Consider the following 13,696-nt stretch of genomic DNA (forward strand, 5'->3'; position numbering starts at 1 on the left):
CATTGCTCTTCATGCTCCCTCAAAAGAACTGCAGTGCCACACTCTGCTATCAGCATATCAGTAAAACGGGAGCACAAACATGCCTATCACAAGGGAAATGGCCCCGATGCCAATGGCCCAATTCCCAAGTCCCTTGGCACCCCGGGCCCTGGCAATAAACCCAATGACGATACCGGCTGCGCCAAGAAGGACCGGCAGCACAAACAGCGAAAGAATGGATAGCGCCAAGGCCGAGAATCCCATTATAGAGCCTGTAGCCTGTCCAGCATCTCCTCTGTCTGCCTGGTATCCCTTGGTGGCCTGACTCCTTACATCCCCGCGGACAGGAGCAGCAATCTCGGCAGCTGTTTCTTCCCTATACCCGCCTGCCTGGTTTTCCAGAGGCAAAGTCGTATTTACGGTTGAAGCCTGGTCAAATTGAGACTGACCAGGGATTTCAACATTTGCCCCAACCGCCGTATGTCCGTTTCCGGACGTATTTTGATCAGTTTGATTGTAAAGGCTATCTGCTGATACATCGTGTTCTGGTTCTGTAAGATACTCGGGTTTATCCTGGTTCCGTATTTCGTCTGCCATCATAATCCCTCGCTTTCTTTGTGGAGCATTTATATTGTTCGCCATTTTTCAAGTTTTACGATGTAAATTTTTAACTGTGCCTGCCCGTTTACTCCCAAAAGACGAAAGCCCTTCAATCTCTGTCCCTCTTTTGATAAGATAGAACTTACGAACAAAGAACAGAGGAGCCGTATAACATGAGAAAACGTTTTGGGATCGATATTGATGGCACTGTCACCTGTCCATCATCAATGGTTCCGTTTCTGAACCAGCAGTTCAATCTGAACATTACACTAGATGACATTGTACAATATGATCTGATGCCGCTTGTCTCCGTAAGCGAACAGGAGTTTTCAAGGTGGTTTGCTTCAAGTGAGCCGGTAATCTATGCAAAATCCCCACTGGCAAAKGGTGCGAGGGATGTGTTAAGTACATGGTCAAAAGAGCATGAACTTTTCTTCATCAGTGCGAGGGGAGAACATTTAATTGATGTGACGACCGACTGGTTTATGAAGCACCACCTTGAATATGACCATATTGAACTGATTGGCAGCCATAATAAAATTGCTGCTGCAAGGAAGTATGAGGTCGATATTTTCTTCGAGGATAAACATGACAATGCAGTCATGATTCATGAAGATTTGCAAATCCCCGTTCTCCTTTTTAACACTCCCTATAACCAGGATCCGATACCAGACGGAGTGATTCGTGTGAATGATTGGTATGAAGCCCGCGTCTGGGTAGACCAATGGGTGAACCAGAAGGGTTAGTCAAGCCATTTAAAATGAAAGGTCCGTCCCTGATTCGGGACGGACCTTTCAAGTTTTAATGAATGCACTCCGGGCATTTTCCATAAATTTCAAATTTATGGCCAGATACATCATACCCTTTAAGGTTTTCCTGCAAGGCGGCCATTGGGCATGTTTCAATTTCCTTTGTCTTTCCGCAGTCAAGGCATATGAAATGGTGATGGTGGGTATCATGCGAGCAAGCAAAACGAAAGTGCTTCTCACCCGATAGTTCCGTCGTTTCCAATATGCCCAGCTCAACAAAAATGGAAAGGTTGCGGTAAATCGTATCGAAGCTTAAACCAGGATATTGATCTTTCATGCCTTCGAGCACTTCCCTGGCAGTCAGATATTTTTCATTCCCTGCGAACAGCTCCAGCATGTCCTCCCTCTTCCCAGTATGCTTATACCCACGGTCCTTCAACAGGTACATAGCTTTATCTACATTCATTCAAATCACCTCAATAAACAGCTCTGTTTGCAGCCAGCTTTTTGATTAAAACAGTTGCAATTAGAATTAAAACCGCAAGAACGACAATCGTACCACCTGGTGCCAGATCCAGGTAATAGGAAAGAAACAGACCGCCAAGAACCGACGCTTCCCCGAACACAACCGAGAAGAAAATCGTCTGCTTGAACCCGCGGGAAAGGCGGATGCTTGCTGCCACCGGGAGAGTCATTAACGAAGACACTAGCAGGACACCGACTATCCTCATGGATGCCGCTATCACAAGCGCCACCATGACAATGAATAAAAAATGAATTGACCGGGCTGCGATGCCTGTCGCTTTGGCATACTCCTCATCAAATGAAAGAAGGAACAGCTCTTTATAGATGAGAATAATCGTGATTAGCACAAAAACACTGATGGCAATGATCGTCCACAAATCTGTCCTGCTTACTGCACTGACACTCCCAAATAAATAGCTGAACAAGTCTGTATTAAAGCCATCGGCCAAAGAAATAAAAATGACCCCTATTCCAATGCCTCCGGAAAGGATAATTGGAATGGCAAGCTCCTGGTAATGTTTATAGACAGTCCTTAACTTTTCGATGAACAGGGAGCCGCCTACAGAGAAAGCCATCCCCATATAAAGCGGGTTCAATGTGCCAAAGAACGGGATATACTTGCCCATGAACAAGCTTGCGGCGATACCGGCAAGCGTCACATGGCTTAAGGCATCAGCAATTAGCGAAAGCCTTCGAACGACAATGAACACGCCGAGCAGAGGAGCGATCAAGCCAATGATCATCCCCGAAAGAAATGCATTCTGTAAAAACTCATATTGAAAGAGTGCTGAAATCATGAGTGGGCCTCCTTATGGTCATGCGTCAAAAGGTGGACATCATGGCCATAAATATCGGAAACCCCTAAATGTTTCTTGTCTTCAAACTCTGTCGAAGTCCCATGGAAGAACAATACTTTGTTCAGGCACGCTACATTGGTCACTTTATCGGTAATGGCCCCAATATCATGAGTGACCATGAGCAGGGTAATTCCGTCCTTATTCAGCTGTTCAAGCATTTCGTAGAATGACTGGACATTCTCGGTGTCCACCCCGACTGTGGGCTCATCCAATATTAGCAGCTCAGGGTCACTGACGAGGGCCCTGGCGATGAACACCCTTTGCTGCTGGCCGCCCGAAAGCTCTCCAATATTGCGGTGCAGGAACTTTTCCATTCCAACCGATGCAACCGCCTTTTCTACTTTTTTTGCATCATTCTTGTTATAGAAACGCAGCAGCCCGATTTTTTTGGTCAGCCCGCTGGCCACGACTTCATAAACAGTGGCAGGAAACCCCGAATTAAACGAATTCGCCTTTTGGGAGACAAAGCCTATCTTCTGCCTTTCCCTGAATTGCTTAATATCTTTGCCAAATAGCTTAATTTCGCCTCTCTGGGGCTTGATCAGTCCCAGAATCAGTTTAAGCAGTGTTGACTTTCCCGACCCGTTGGGACCGACGATGCCGAGGAAGGAGCCGTGATTGACGGACAAGTTGACATCCTCGAGGACATTTTCGCGGTCATAGCGGTAGTATAAGTGCTTTATTTCAATTATTGGTTCTTTCTTCATCATCTTTCTTCACCTGCAAAAATAAGAATCATTCCGATTTACTAACGTAGTATACCCCATGATTAAGCAAATGTAAATAACGGTGCTTCCCGCCTTCTGCTATATTTTCATGTCACGATTCCAGCCCGGGACTCATACCTTAAAGAGGAGGAGTGATGAAATGAAGATATTTGAAAGCATCATCAACCATAAAATCAACACCATCACTGGTGAAGAACTCATGAAATATGCCTCTCAGTTCCAAATCGCAATCAATGCAAGACAAGCAGAAAAAATTGCCCAATACTTACGCAGCAAACAGGTTAATATCTTTGAACCAAGGGAACGGGCAGCACTGGTTAAAGAAATAGCCAAAATCGCCGGGCCTGGAACAGCAAAAGAAGTGAATAAACTTTTTATCCAATTTACTAAACAAAATTGAAATCGAAAAAGCTGTGATTGCTCACAGCTTTTTTCTATCCAAGCATGATTTTATCAAGCAGGTTCTCATTGAATTCCTTTCCTTTTAGCATGTCAATCTCATGCTTGTAAGGGGCCTTCTTGCTGTTTTTATCTTCACCGACGAATGGAGTCTCCAGTATTTTCGGTACATCCATAAGCTGTGGGTGATGGACGATATAGCTTAGCGCTTCAAACCCAATATGGCCGAACCCGATGTTTTCGTGACGGTCTTTCCTGGTGCCCGCTGCATTTTTGCTGTCATTGATATGAAGCACCTTAAGCCGGTCCAGCCCAATGATTTTGTCGAACTCATTCAGCACACCATCAAAATCCTCCACAATGTTGTAGCCGGCATCATGCGTGTGGCATGTATCAAAGCAGACGGACAGCTTCTCATTAAACGCTACACCATCAATGATCATGGCAAGTTCTTCAAAAGATCTGCCGCACTCGGAACCCTTCCCGGCCATCGTTTCCAGGGCAATCTGCAAATTTTCCCTTCCGGTAATCACTTCATTCAGGCCTTCGATGATCTTCTTAATTCCCTCTTCCGTTCCGGCTCCCACATGGGCACCAGGGTGAAGGACAATCTGCCTGGCACCAATTGCTTCCGTTCGCTCAATTTCACTTCTTAAAAAGCGGACTCCCAATTCAAAGGTATCAGGATTGGTGGTATTCCCGATATTGATGATATACGGAGCATGCACAACAATTTCGCCGATGCCATTCTGCTCCATATGCTTTCTGCCAGCTTCTATATTCAAGTCCTCGATTTTCTTCCTTCTTGTATTCTGCGGTGCACCTGTGTAGATCATGAATGTGTTGGCGCCATAGGAGAGTGCTTCCTCGCTGGCAGCCAGAAGCATTTTTTTCCCGCTCATGGACACATGAGAACCAATTCTCAACAATGTACTTTCCCCCTGTTTTTCCTATTTGCTTCTTTTACCGAGTTTCTTTGCCCGTTTTTTGATTTTAGCGATATCGGCCTGCATTTTCTTCTTATATCCCGGTTTGACCTTTTCCGGCTTTTTCACCATTGACTTGGCCTTGGCATCAATTTCGTTTTCTTGGCGCTTGCGTTTTTGCCGTTTGTTGCGTTCGGCAATCTCAATCAGTTCCTGCTTCTGAAGGTCGACACTCTTGAAATTAATACCCATTTTCTCGAGCCTGTTTAGCGCATCCTCATCAGATGGGTCATAAATGGTAAGCGCGATTCCGGAAAAGCCGGCACGCGCCGTCCTTCCAACCCTGTGGATATAAAAATCCAGGTCTGTTGGCAGTTCATAGTTGATGACATGGCTGACACCCTCAATGTCAATTCCTCTTGCAGCAAGGTCTGTAGCAACCAGATACTGGAACTCGAGGTCTTTCACCTGCTTCATCACCCGCTTGCGTTCCCTCGGGCTTAAGTCACCGTGAATCCGTCCTACCTTAATGCCTTTGGCAATAAGTCCGTCAGCCACTTCATCCGCTTTCTTCTTTGTATTGGTAAACACAATGGCAAGATATGGATTGAATGCAGTCAAAGCCGAATGCACGAGACCGACTTTGTTCCGGTGCTTCGAAGGCAGGATCAGGTGTTCAATATTTTCTGCAGCTGCCCTGTTTGGGGCCACCTGGATATACTTTGGATTTTCCATATACTTTTTCAGGAACGGCTTCAGCTTCTCGGGAATGGTAGCTGAGAAAACCAGCATCTGCAGCTTCACCGGCATGGTAGAGGCAAACTGGTCAACATCATGGATAAAGCCCATATCCAGCATCAAATCCGCTTCATCCACCACCAAAATGCCAGCTTTATGAAGCCCAAGTGCCTGCTCCTTCACAAGATCATTAATCCTTCCAGGAGTCCCTATCACAATCTGGGGCTGTGTTTTAAGTTTCTCAATGGCTCTTTGTTTATCTGTACCCCCAATAAAGCAGCGTGCGGTAATTTTTTCTCCTTCCGGGGCATGTTCGACCACTTTAAGGATTTCAAGATAGATCTGGTTCGCAAGCTCCCTTGTTGGTGCCGAAATGACCGCCTGCACCTGGTTTATATCCGGGTTGACCTTTTGAAGGATTGGCAGGATGTAGGCATGGGTTTTGCCGGTTCCTGTCTGGGATTGGCCGATTGCACTATCGCCTTTGGCAATGACCGGAATCAGCCTTTCCTGTATTTCAGTCGGTTCCTTAAACCCCAGCTCCTTTATGGCCTCAAGGATGAATGGATTAAAATTATATTGTTCAAATTTTGTTGTACTCATTTTAAAAGCTCCTTTTTGCTTCTATTGTGAAGGCTTTGCCTGACTGGCTTGTCCATCCTGTTATTATAATCGACATTCGGAAAAATCTCCATTTATGCTTATATTAACCTTTATATCCACAGAATCATTCTTTAATTTTGTCTATTTCATCATACCCCAAACCAATTTTATACATCTGCATATTCTGGAAAGAGAGCTTTTTAAGAAAGGAGGCCATAAAGATGCGACAAGGACCAGGACCAGGCATGCCCTTTGGAGGCATGGGACCCGGCATGATGCGTCCGGGACCCATGAGACAGCTGCCAGGCCAATTCGGAGGACCGCAAATGAGGGCAATGGGACAGACACCATATCCAATGAATCCGATGATGGGCATGGGCCGTCCTGCAAAGCAGGGAGGCATTCTCGCAAGATTGCTTGGCGGGGGAAAGCAAGCCGGACTTCAACCTTTTGGCCAAGCAGCCGGAGGGGCCGGCAGAGCGGCTGGCGGCGGAATATTAAACACACTTGGCAATCCGGGATCGATTAATTCGTTTTTGAATAACACCCAGCAAGTATTAAAAACAGCGCAATCTGTAGGACCGATGATTCAGCAATATGGGCCGCTGGTCAAAAACCTGCCCGCGATGTGGAAGCTGTACAGAGGGATGAAAGATCTTCCGGATCAGGAAGAGGATGTTTCCAAAACAAAAAACGAAGATGAGCCAAAGAAGGAAAACAGGAAGAAAAAGGAGGCGGCCATCAGGGCAGAAGAAAGCGCCCCCCCTAAAGAAAACAGTCCCGCAAAACCAAAACGAGGCGAATCCACACCAAAGCTATTCATCTAATGAATACGTCCTCCTGCTGGAAATAAAGTATTTTTGTAATATGCTACTAAGTTTACTATAATGGAAACATAAAGAGGGACTGCAGGAGGATGACTCATGAAAGTAATTAAAATTTCGCCGCGCGGTTATTGCTATGGTGTTGTCGATGCCATGGTCATAGCCAGGAATGCGGCTCTTGATAAAAGCCTGCCCAGGCCAATTTACATTTTAGGCATGATTGTCCATAACAAGCATGTTACCGATGCATTCGCCGAAGAAGGCATCATTACGCTGGATGGACAGAACCGCAGAGAAATACTGGAAAAGGTGAGTGGGGGGACTGTCATTTTTACCGCTCATGGAATTTCCCCGGAAGTCCGGGAACTTGCGTCCAAAAAAGGGCTGGTAGCCATTGACGCCACCTGCCCGGATGTTACCCGTACACATGATTTGATTAAAGAAAAAGTCCAGGACGGCTTCGAGGTCATCTATATAGGCAAAAAGGGCCATCCTGAGCCCGAAGGGGCCATCGGCGTTGCTCCAGGCAAGGTCCATCTGGTTGAAACGCCCGAAGATGTCGATGCACTGGAATTGGTGCATGACAAGCTGATTGTCACGAACCAGACAACCATGAGCCAATGGGATGTAGCCGATATTATGAGTAAAGTAAAAGAAAAGTTCCCTGCTTCCGAAGTGCATAGAGAAATTTGCATGGCGACCCAGGTTCGCCAGGAAGCAGTCGCTGAACAGGCAAATGAAGCGGATGTACTGATCGTGGTCGGCGACCCAAAGAGCAATAATTCCAACAGGCTGGCGCAGGTCTCCGAGGAAATCGCCGGTACAAAGGCTTACCGGATCGCCGATATTTCCGAGCTCGACATCGCCTGGCTGAAAGATGCACAAACCGTGGCCGTCACAGCAGGTGCTTCCACTCCCACCCCAATCACCAAAGAGGTCATCACTTTTCTGGAGCAATACAATCCGGAAGATGAATCCACCTGGACGCGGGAGAAAAAGGTGCCGCTGGCAAAAATTCTTCCGAAGGTTAAGCGGCCCGCTGCTCAAGGATAAAGAAGAAGAGGCGCGAATCCCCATTGGGGTTCGCGCCTCTTTTGGCGATTCGGGACTCCGGATCAAAAAAACATAAATGGATCGGTATCCACTTTTGAATCCAGGAACTCGACATTGAATCCCTTGTCACCGGCCATTTTCCTCATTACCTTTGCGACCCCCGCCTTCATGACCTTTTCGACATTGTGTCCTGGGTCGATGATATTAAGACCGGCCATCATCGCATCATGCGCCGTATGGTAATACAAGTCGCCTGTAACATACACATCGGCACCTTTAAATTTTGCCTGCGGGTAATATTTATTGCCATCTCCCCCTAAAACAGCCACCTTTTTAATGACTGCATCAGGGTTCCCGACAACCCGGACAGCCTTTACATCCAAAACTTCCTTCACATGCCCGGCGAATTCGCGGAGGCTCATTTCATCCACCGTTCCAATCCGGCCCAGCCCTAGCTGTTCACCCTTGTTTTCAAGCGGGAACAGGTCATAGGCCACCTCCTCGTATGGATGGGCTTTTAACATGGCCCCAATAACCTTTTTCTCCAGGCTTTTCGGAAGAATAGTTTCAATCCTTGTCTCATCCACCGCTTCGAGCCTGCCTTGTTCGCCAATATGAGGATTGGCGCTTGCCCCAGGAAGAAACCGACCTGTACCGCCAACGGAAAAAGAACAATGACTGTATTCACCTATCGCTCCGGCACCGGCCTTTCCGAGTGCCTCCCTGACCTCGGCCGCGTTCTCCGCAGGCACATAGACAGCAAGTTTCAGCAAGGCTTCTTCATATGTAGGGATAAGAACCTCTGTCTCCTTTAATCCCAGGGCTTCGGCGAGGAGATCATTGACTCCCCCCTTGGCAACATCCAGGTTCGTATGGGCGGCATAGACAGCAATGTCGTGTTTGATCAATTTGCTGAGCATCCGTCCAGATGCAGTCTCTTCGGTTATTTTCTGCAAAGGCCTGAAAATGGGGGGATGATGGGCAATGATAAGCTCCGCTCCCATTTCAATCGCTTCGTCGACCACCTCATCCAGAACATCCAGTGCAATCATGACCTTGCTTACCGGTTTATTCAGGGTCCCAATTTGGAGGCCGATCTTATCCCCTTCCATTGCATACGCCTTGGGGGAAAATTGTTCATAAAGCTGAATGATTTCATGGCCGTTCACATTTTTCATGAGAGTACCTCCTCTGCCATCCTGATTTTTTTCTCCATCTCCTGCCGTTTCTGGTTGGTCGTCTCACTTTGGCCAGCCTGTTCCAGCTGTTCCAGGATTTTTTGCCAGTTTTTCTTCTCCAGTGTCCATTTTTCCCGGAATGCTGCATTTTTTTCCTGTAAAAGGTAAGGACCAAAAAGGAGCTCTGCATCCATCAAAGCACTATAGGGCTCGTCGGGATTTCCTCTTTCGGCAGCCAGCACTTCGTATATTTTCCCATCTTCTTTCAGGATTGTTTCACTGACAAGCTGCCATCCATTCTCAAGCAGCCACTTCCTGACGGCAGAAGCACCAATGTTCGGCTGGAGCACAAGCTTTGTTACCTCATCAAGCTTGCTTTTCCCTCTCTCAAGGATGCTCGCAATCAGCGGTCCCCCCATTCCAGCAATGGTGACGCACTTCACTTCCCCTGGCTGGATGACCTCGAGCCCATCTCCCTTCCGAACAAGGATCCGGTCTGAAAGGCCTTCAAATTCCACTTGTTTCAAAGCCGACTGGAAAGGGCCTTCTGCCACTTCACCAGCGATGGCGAAAGGCACAGCGCGTTTCTTTACAACGTGGCATGGCAAATAGGCATGGTCGGAGCCGATGTCCGCCAAACTGCTGTTTTCCGGAATATGCTCGGCTACCGCTGCAAGCCTCTCTGACAGTTTATTAGTATTCATCTGGTCATCACTACTTTCCATATTGATCTCCCTTTGTACACGGAGAAACACATTAACAATAATATTTTTCGCTTTACTTAGCCATTCTATATTCTACTAGTATAAAAAAAGTCCTTTGCAGTTGCAAAGGACAGCCTTACGTTTATTTCATTTCAGCAAGCCATTCGGCCATTTTTTCCTCATTGCCCGGCACTAGGCCTGCTGGCATTCCGCCAGGTGTACCGTTTACAAGAATATCCTGGATCTCTTCTTTGGAAAGCTTCCCGCCGACGGCGTTCAAAGCTGGTCCGGATACACCCTGGAGCTGGTCCCCGTGACAGCCGATACAGCTTTGCTGATAAAGCTCCTCAGGGCTCGCATCCGCTACTTCCGCTGCCTGCTCTCCGCCTTCAGCATCCTTTGCCGCTTGCTCTGCGTCTCCCAACCCTTTAAACGAAAGCAAGAACATCAGGCCAACGCCAAAGACCATAATTGCAACAAATGGAATAATTGGATTCCTGTTCATCTTATACCCCTCCTTTAGGAACAAGTTATGTATTCAATTAACTATTGCAAACAACTTTATTTTACTTGAAAAATGTTGCAAGGAAAAGCAAAAAAGCAAACTTTGTCATAGTTCTTCACAATTTGGACATCTTTTGGGCACAGATACCCTTAATATCCCTGTTTTGAAGCCGGCAGCCCTGTTTATGCCAAGAGGCATTTGCAAAGTGAGAGACAATTCAGTAAAATAAGGTTAAGCGCTATCAAATTTCCGGCAGGAATAAGACCCCTGAAAAGGGTTCCCCAATCCCTGCGCCTTTAGCGTTATAAAAAAAGAATAATTTACTATGGCAAGTAAATTATTCTTCATGGCCTTATTCTAAAAAGTCCTTCAGGCGCTTGCTGCGGCTTGGATGCCTCAGCTTCCTGAGCGCCTTTGCTTCAATCTGCCGGATTCGCTCACGGGTTACACCGAACACCTTCCCTACTTCTTCAAGGGTCCGTGTACGTCCGTCATCCAGGCCGAAACGAAGCCGTAAAACGTTCTCTTCCCGGTCTGTCAGGGTATCCAGGACATCTTCAAGCTGCTCCTTCAGCAATTCGTAGGCCGCATGCTCCGAAGGCGAGGTTGCATCCTGGTCTTCAATGAAGTCTCCCAAGTGGGAGTCATCTTCCTCTCCAATAGGAGTTTCCAGGGAAACCGGCTCTTGCGCGATCTTGAGGATTTCACGGACTTTTTCAGGAGTCAGATCCATGTCTTCTGCTATTTCCTCAGGCGTTGGTTCGCGCCCCAAATCCTGAAGCAGCTGTCTTTGGACACGGATCAGCTTATTGATGGTTTCAACCATATGGACAGGAATCCTGATTGTTCTTGCCTGGTCGGCAATTGCTCGCGTAATTGCCTGGCGGATCCACCAGGTGGCATAGGTACTGAATTTGAACCCTTTCCGGTAATCAAACTTTTCAACCGCTTTGATCAGGCCCATGTTTCCTTCCTGAATCAAATCAAGGAACAGCATGCCACGGCCAACATACCGTTTTGCAATGCTGACAACAAGACGCAGGTTCGCTTCGGCAAGACGCCTTTTTGCTTCTTCGTCGCCTTCTTCTATCCTTGTCGCCAGTTTGATTTCTTCCTCGGCAGACAGAAGGTCAACCCTGCCGATTTCCTTTAGGTACATCCTGACCGGGTCATTGATTTTAACACCAGGAGGGACGCTAAGGTCATTTAAATCGAACTCTTCATCGCTTTCCTTGGCAATTTCCTGAGCTGCCGGGTCTTCATCTTCATTGTCTCCTACAAGCTCAACGCCCTGATCACCAAGGAACTCGTAGAATTCATCCATTTGGTCTGAATCCAGTTCATAGCTCGATAATCTTTCAGCAATATCATCATAAGCAAGGACACCGGTTTTTTTACCCAGTTCCGTCAACTGGTCTTTTGCTTGTTCTAAGGTAATTTCAACTTCCACCTCATTAGAACGGGCCGACTTTTCAGCCATTTGTCCCCCTCCTTCCAAAATCACAAAACAGATAAGATTGATCTATAAGGACTTTCGCAGCTGGATGATTTCCATTGCGATTGCAGCTGCACGCATATAATCACTTTGTTTTTCTGCTTCCTTTTGTTCAGCCTGTTTATTTTTTATCTTTAACATCTTTTGATAATTCAACACCTGCTTGATATAATCAGTTAATTCATGTTCCACAAGCTCTTCGTTGAGGGGTATCATTCCGATGTCTGCAACAACACTTCTTAATTTATTATCGGGAAGATAATTTAAGAACCCATTAAGGTCCGGCTCATGCCCTTTTTCATAAAATCCTAATAAGTACGTAATGATTGCCTGATGTTCATCCACATTGAAAGTGTTTCCCTGAAGCATCTCCTGGACCTTGTATGCAAGCTCGCTATCCTTGAGCATATGGGAAATCAGGCGCCTTTCGGCTTCGTAATAAGCCTTCCTTAATCCCTGCTGCCTGGATGGGACAAATTGCCTGGGTGCAGATGCCTGTTCTTCCCGTGAAGGCTGTGAAGGCCTGCTCTTGCTGTTATGCGAAGCCTGCTGTTTCAAGGCCTCGAGTGAGAGCGAAAATTCATCAGCAATCTGCCTCAGATAGTAATCTTTCTCAACCGCGCTTTTCAGGCTGCTGATTTCATTCAGGACTTCATCAACGTATTGAAGGCGGTCTCCTTCGTTTTGAAGGTTTTTTCCCCTGCGGAAATAATGGAGTTTAAAGGACATCAGCGGTGAACTGGAACCAATGACCTCGTTCCTGAATTTTTCCTCGCCATGTTTCCTTACAAAGTCATCCGGGTCGAGCCCTGATGGCATCTGGGCCACCTTCACCGGACAGCCAGCTTCCTGAAGCATCATCGATGCCCTGTAGGCAGCCTCTACCCCGGCATTGTCGGAGTCGTAACAGATTGTTACCAGCTGAGCATTTTTCTTAATGATTGCAACGTGGTCTGACGTTAGTGATGTTCCCATTGTGGCAACGCCGTTTTCAACACCTGCCCTGTCGGCTGCTATGACATCTGCGAACCCTTCAAAAAGAATGATTTGCTGCTGCCTTCGGATTGAAGGCCTTGCCAGGGAAAAGTTATACAGGATTTTGCTTTTATTAAAGATTGGCGTTTCCGGGCTGTTCAGGTATTTGGGCTCATCGGCCCCCAATGCTCTGCCGGAGAACGCAATCGTATTTCCTTGGTGATCCAGAATGGGGAACATGATCCTGTCCCTGAAACGGTCAAAATACGTCCCGTCCTTTTCCCTTTGAATTACCAACCCCGCTTTTTCCATCTGCTCCAATGCAAAACCTCTTTTATGCAAGAGATTGCTTGCAAACTCCCATGTCGGCAGCGCATACCCTATCTGGAACTTCTCAATCGATTCCCGGGATATGCCCCTGCTCTCCAAGTATTCGAGAGCATGCTGCCCCTCATCTGTATTGACAAGCAGATGATGGTAAAATTTCCGGAGCAGGTCGTGGGCCTCGATCATCTGCTGGTGATGTCCGGGAACAGCCTTCTTTTTAAGAGGTGCTGCCTCTATGTCCAGCTGGACATTAGCCCGTTCCGCCAGTTTGACGGCTGCTTCCTGAAAAGAGAGGCCATCAATCTCCATTAAGAAGGAATACACGTTGCCGCCTGCACCACAGCCGAAGCAATGGTATATCTGCTTGTCGGCTGAGACGGAAAACGATGGAGTATTCTCCCCGTGAAAAGGGCAAAGACCAAAGTAATTCCTTCCCTGTTTCTTTAACTGGACATAATCCCCGATGACATCAGCAATATCAATCGCCTGGCGGATTTCGTTAATTTTCTCTTCCGCAATCCTCTCTGCCAT

15 protein-coding genes are annotated in these 13,696 nt (G+C 47.0%); 4 read left to right on the plus strand and 11 right to left on the minus strand.

Features of this window, described 5'->3' with window-relative positions; translation table 11 throughout:
• Nucleotides 1-57: 57 nt before the first annotated feature.
• Nucleotides 58-576: a hypothetical protein gene (locus tag ADU22_RS25665; RefSeq protein ID WP_502688751.1), complete on the minus strand. Its 519-nt coding sequence runs from the start codon at nt 574-576 to the stop codon at nt 58-60.
• Nucleotides 577-752: 176 nt separating this feature from the next.
• Here ADU22_RS25665 and ADU22_RS22220 point away from each other — a divergent pair, with 176 nt between their 5' ends.
• On the plus strand, nt 753-1,325 hold the full coding sequence (locus ADU22_RS22220) for a nucleotidase (RefSeq protein ID WP_053364120.1): 573 nt from the start codon (nt 753-755) through the stop codon (nt 1,323-1,325).
• A gap of 55 nt (nt 1,326-1,380) precedes the next feature.
• Here ADU22_RS22220 and zur read toward each other — a convergent pair whose 3' ends face one another.
• Genes zur through ADU22_RS22235 form a run of 3 tightly spaced genes read right to left on the minus strand, consistent with a single transcriptional unit; the run spans nt 1,381 to nt 3,420 of the window.
• Nucleotides 1,381-1,794 carry a zinc uptake transcriptional repressor Zur gene (gene zur / locus ADU22_RS22225; RefSeq protein ID WP_053364121.1) on the minus strand — a complete coding sequence of 138 codons (414 nt, stop codon included), beginning with the start codon at nt 1,792-1,794 and terminating at the stop codon, nt 1,381-1,383.
• A gap of 10 nt (nt 1,795-1,804) precedes the next feature.
• Nucleotides 1,805-2,650, minus strand: a complete 846-nt coding sequence (locus ADU22_RS22230; RefSeq protein ID WP_053364122.1) for a metal ABC transporter permease — start codon at nt 2,648-2,650, stop codon at nt 1,805-1,807.
• Nucleotides 2,647-3,420 carry a metal ABC transporter ATP-binding protein gene (locus tag ADU22_RS22235; protein ID WP_156324416.1) on the minus strand — a complete coding sequence of 258 codons (774 nt, stop codon included), beginning with the start codon at nt 3,418-3,420 and terminating at the stop codon, nt 2,647-2,649. Before ADU22_RS22235 ends, ADU22_RS22230 begins: the two co-directional genes overlap by 4 nt.
• 157 nt (nt 3,421-3,577) lie before the next feature.
• Between ADU22_RS22235 and ADU22_RS22240 the strand changes: the two genes are divergently transcribed.
• Nucleotides 3,578-3,838 (plus strand): DUF2624 domain-containing protein, encoded by a 261-nt coding sequence (locus ADU22_RS22240; protein WP_053364123.1) that lies wholly within the window; start codon nt 3,578-3,580, stop codon nt 3,836-3,838.
• 34 nt (nt 3,839-3,872) lie between these two features.
• On the opposite strand, the gene ADU22_RS22245 is transcribed toward ADU22_RS22240, so the two are convergent.
• Together ADU22_RS22245 and ADU22_RS22250 are read right to left on the minus strand one after the other, a co-directional pair.
• Nucleotides 3,873-4,766, minus strand: a complete 894-nt coding sequence (locus tag ADU22_RS22245) for a deoxyribonuclease IV (protein WP_053364124.1) — start codon at nt 4,764-4,766, stop codon at nt 3,873-3,875.
• Between the two features lie 21 nt (nt 4,767-4,787).
• On the minus strand, nt 4,788-6,104 hold the full coding sequence (locus ADU22_RS22250; RefSeq protein WP_053364125.1) for a DEAD/DEAH box helicase: 1,317 nt from the start codon (nt 6,102-6,104) through the stop codon (nt 4,788-4,790).
• Nucleotides 6,105-6,325: 221 nt separating this feature from the next.
• Here ADU22_RS22250 and vrrA point away from each other — a divergent pair, with 221 nt between their 5' ends.
• A complete protein-coding gene (vrrA, locus tag ADU22_RS22255) occupies nt 6,326-6,931 on the plus strand; it encodes a VrrA/YqfQ family protein (protein WP_053364126.1) in 606 nt (201 codons plus the stop codon).
• A 96-nt stretch (nt 6,932-7,027) separates the two neighbouring features.
• Nucleotides 7,028-7,981, plus strand: coding sequence for a 4-hydroxy-3-methylbut-2-enyl diphosphate reductase (locus ADU22_RS22260; RefSeq protein WP_053364127.1), 954 nt, complete (start codon nt 7,028-7,030; stop codon nt 7,979-7,981).
• A gap of 62 nt (nt 7,982-8,043) precedes the next feature.
• Here ADU22_RS22260 and ADU22_RS22265 read toward each other — a convergent pair whose 3' ends face one another.
• The 5 genes from ADU22_RS22265 to dnaG all read right to left on the minus strand — a co-directional run bounded on the left by ADU22_RS22265 (nt 8,044) and on the right by dnaG (nt 13,696).
• Nucleotides 8,044-9,159, minus strand: coding sequence for a Nif3-like dinuclear metal center hexameric protein (locus ADU22_RS22265; protein WP_053364128.1), 1,116 nt, complete (start codon nt 9,157-9,159; stop codon nt 8,044-8,046).
• The gene (locus tag ADU22_RS22270; protein ID WP_053364713.1) at nt 9,156-9,863 is read right to left on the minus strand and encodes a tRNA (adenine(22)-N(1))-methyltransferase; all 708 of its coding nucleotides are present in this window, start codon (nt 9,861-9,863) and stop codon (nt 9,156-9,158) included. Before ADU22_RS22270 ends, ADU22_RS22265 begins: the two co-directional genes overlap by 4 nt.
• Nucleotides 9,864-10,005: 142 nt before the next feature.
• A complete protein-coding gene (cccA, locus tag ADU22_RS22275; RefSeq protein ID WP_053364129.1) occupies nt 10,006-10,368 on the minus strand; it encodes a cytochrome c550 in 363 nt (120 codons plus the stop codon).
• Between the two features lie 352 nt (nt 10,369-10,720).
• Nucleotides 10,721-11,848, minus strand: a complete 1,128-nt coding sequence (gene rpoD, locus ADU22_RS22280) for an RNA polymerase sigma factor RpoD (protein ID WP_053364130.1) — start codon at nt 11,846-11,848, stop codon at nt 10,721-10,723.
• Between the two features lie 42 nt (nt 11,849-11,890).
• A complete protein-coding gene (gene dnaG, locus ADU22_RS22285) occupies nt 11,891-13,696 on the minus strand; it encodes a DNA primase (protein WP_053364131.1) in 1,806 nt (601 codons plus the stop codon).

Origin of the sequence: Bacillus sp. FJAT-27251, assembly GCF_001273925.1 — a bacterium.
In the GTDB taxonomy this organism is placed as follows: Bacteria; Bacillota; Bacilli; order Bacillales; family Cytobacillaceae; genus Mesobacillus_B.